The organism is Burkholderia sp. Ax-1720 (assembly GCF_011753035.1).
Lineage (GTDB): Bacteria > Pseudomonadota > Gammaproteobacteria > Burkholderiales > Burkholderiaceae > Burkholderia > Burkholderia gladioli.
In genome coordinates this window covers 1-2,625 of the sequence record NZ_VWWK01000351.1, presented here as the reverse complement: position 1 = coordinate 2,625, position 2,625 = coordinate 1, and the positions used below count along the sequence as shown (strand labels likewise).

The window sequence follows — 2,625 nt, the reverse complement described above, 5'->3', positions numbered from 1 at the left end:
GGAACCGCCGCCACGCTCGCCGCTGCGGCGCTGCTGGCGCCGGCCCTGGCGCGCGCGGCCGACATGAACGCCGTCAACCATCCCGCCTCCTATGCCTCGGGCAGCGTGGTCGGCTCGGCCGTGCCCTCGCTGGGCGCCGGCGCGGTGCTGCAGACCATCCTCGGCCTCGCGGTGGTGATCGGCCTGGTGTTCGCCTGCGCCTGGCTCGCGCGGCGGCTCGGCTTCCAGCCCGCCCGGCGCGGCGGCGCCCTGAAGGTGGTGGCCAGCGTCGCGGTGGGCGGCAAGGAAAGCGCGACGGTGGTCGAGGTCGGCGACACCTGGCTGGTGCTGGGCGTCGCGCCCGGCAATGTACGGCTGCTGCACACGCTGCCGGCCGGCACGCCCGGCGTGGTGGCCGGCGGCCCAGCGACGACGACGGCAACGGCGACGACCGCGCCCGAGCAGGACGCCGCCTTGTCCGGCACGTTCGGCGAGCGTTTTCGCAGCGCGCTGGGCGGCGAAGTCGCCAGGCGGCTGGGTGGCCGCTCCCGCAAGGATTCCTGAAGATGATGTCGTATCGATCGAGCGCGCGCGCCGTGCTTCGTCCCTTCTTTCGCTCTTTCTCGGCCGCGCGCCCGTCCCTGGCGGGCTTGCGCCGCGTGCTGCCCTGGCTGGCCGCGCTGCTGCCGCTGGCCGCTCTCGCGCTGCCCTCGCTGGCCCATGCGCAGGCGCAGGGCCTGCCCGCCTTCAATACCAGCCCCGGCCCGAACGGCGGCACGACCTATTCGCTGAGCGTGCAGACCATGCTGCTGCTCACGATGCTGTCGTTCCTGCCGGCCATCGTGCTGATGATGACCAGCTTCACGCGCATCATCATCGTGCTGTCGCTGCTGCGCCAGGCGCTGGGCACCACCACCACCCCGCCCAACCAGGTGCTGGTGGGCCTCGCGCTGTTCCTCACCCTGTTCGTGATGTCGCCGGTGCTGGACCGCGCCTATACCGACGGCTACCAGCCGTTCTCGGCCGGCACCCTGCCGATGGACCAGGCGGTGCAGCGCGGTCTCGCGCCCTTCAAGACCTTCATGCTCAAGCAGACGCGCGAGAGCGATCTCGCGCTGTTCGCGCGCATCTCCAAGGCGCCGCCGATGCAGGGCCCCGAGGACGTGCCGCTGCCGCTGCTGGTGCCGGCCTTCCTGACCAGCGAGCTGAAGACCGGCTTCCAGATCGGCTTCACGATCTTCATCCCGTTCCTGATCATCGACCTGGTGGTGGCGAGCGTGCTGATGTCGATGGGGATGATGATGGTCTCGCCGACCACCATCTCGCTGCCCTTCAAGCTGATGCTGTTCGTGCTGGTGGACGGCTGGCAACTGCTGATCGGCTCGCTGGCGCAGAGCTTTACCTGAGGACGATGCGATGACGCCCGAATCCGTCATGACGCTGGGCCACCAGGCGATGATGATCGGCCTGCTGCTGGCCGCGCCGCTGCTGCTGGTGGCGCTGGTGGTGGGCCTGGTGGTGAGCCTGTTCCAGGCCGCCACGCAGATCAACGAGTCGACCCTGTCGTTCATCCCCAAGCTGCTCGCGATCGTGGTGACGATGGTGATCGCCGGCCCCTGGATGCTGTCGACCATGCTCGACTACATGCGCGACATCCTGATGCACGTGGCCACGCTCGGCACCAGCTGAGCGCGTCCGCTGCCCTCCCTTCCGCCCGTTTCCGCTCCTTTCACGCGCCGATGTTCACCGTCACCTACGCGCAACTGAACGTCTGGCTGACCGCGTTCCTCTGGCCCTTCGTGCGGATCCTCGCGCTGGTGGCCACCGCGCCGCTGATCGGCCATGCCTCGGTGCCGGCGCGCGTGAAGATCGGCGTGTCGGCCCTGGTGTCGATCGCGGTGGCGCCCGCGCTCGGGCCGCTGCCGCAGGCCACGGTGTTCTCGGCCGAGGGCATCTGGATCCTGGTCAACCAGTTCCTGATCGGCGCCGCGCTCGGCTTCACCATGCAGATCGTGTTCGCGGTGGTGGAGGCCGCCGGCGACTACATCGGCCTGCAGATGGGGCTCGGCTTCGCCAGCTTCTTCGACCCGCACAGCGGCAACACGCCGATGCTGGGCCGCGTGCTCAACGCCTTCGCGATGCTGGCCTTCATCGCCTTCGACGGCCACCTGCAGCTGATCGCCGCCCTGGTGCAGTCCTTCGATATCGTGCCGATCTCCTCGAACCTGCTGCGCGCAGCAGGCTGGCGCATCGTGGCCGGCGCCGGCATCAACGTGTTCTCGATGGGCCTCTTGCTGGCGCTGCCGGTGGTGGCCGCGCTGCTGATCTCGAACCTCGCGCTCGGCATCCTGAACCGCGCCGCGCCGCAGATCGGCATCTTCCAGGTCGGCTTCCCGGTGCTGATGCTGGTCGGGCTGCTGCTGGTGCAGCTGATGATCCCCAACCTGATGCCGTTCTTCTCGCACCTGTTCGACGACGGTTACGAGATGATGGGCCGCGTCGCGGCGGGCTTCCGTTAAAATTCGGCTCGCGTTGCGCGAACCGGCATCCCTGCCGGCCGTCCCGTTGCCCGTCTCGCCAGTTCCCGCCCCCCGGTTCGCCCGCGGCGCGCCGGGCCCGGCGCGGCGCCGGTGAGGCGAGGCGGCC

General features: G+C 69.8%; 4 protein-coding genes. All 4 read left to right on the top strand.

What is annotated here, in order from left to right; translation table 11 throughout:
* Positions 1 to 543: flagellar biosynthetic protein FliO (fliO, locus tag F3J18_RS36525; protein WP_166917010.1), on the top strand; the 543-nt coding region annotated here is incomplete at its 5' end.
* A gap of 2 nt (positions 544 to 545) precedes the next feature.
* On the top strand, positions 546 to 1,385 hold the full coding sequence (fliP, locus tag F3J18_RS36520; RefSeq protein WP_166917008.1) for a flagellar type III secretion system pore protein FliP: 840 nt from the start codon (positions 546 to 548) through the stop codon (positions 1,383 to 1,385).
* 10 nt (positions 1,386 to 1,395) lie between these two features.
* Positions 1,396 to 1,668 (top strand): flagellar biosynthesis protein FliQ, encoded by a 273-nt coding sequence (fliQ, locus tag F3J18_RS36515; RefSeq protein WP_013696110.1) that lies wholly within the window; start codon positions 1,396 to 1,398, stop codon positions 1,666 to 1,668.
* Between the two features lie 50 nt (positions 1,669 to 1,718).
* Positions 1,719 to 2,498 carry a flagellar biosynthetic protein FliR gene (gene fliR, locus F3J18_RS36510; RefSeq protein ID WP_013696109.1) on the top strand — a complete coding sequence of 260 codons (780 nt, stop codon included), beginning with the start codon at positions 1,719 to 1,721 and terminating at the stop codon, positions 2,496 to 2,498.
* Positions 2,499 to 2,625: the final 127 nt, after the last annotated feature.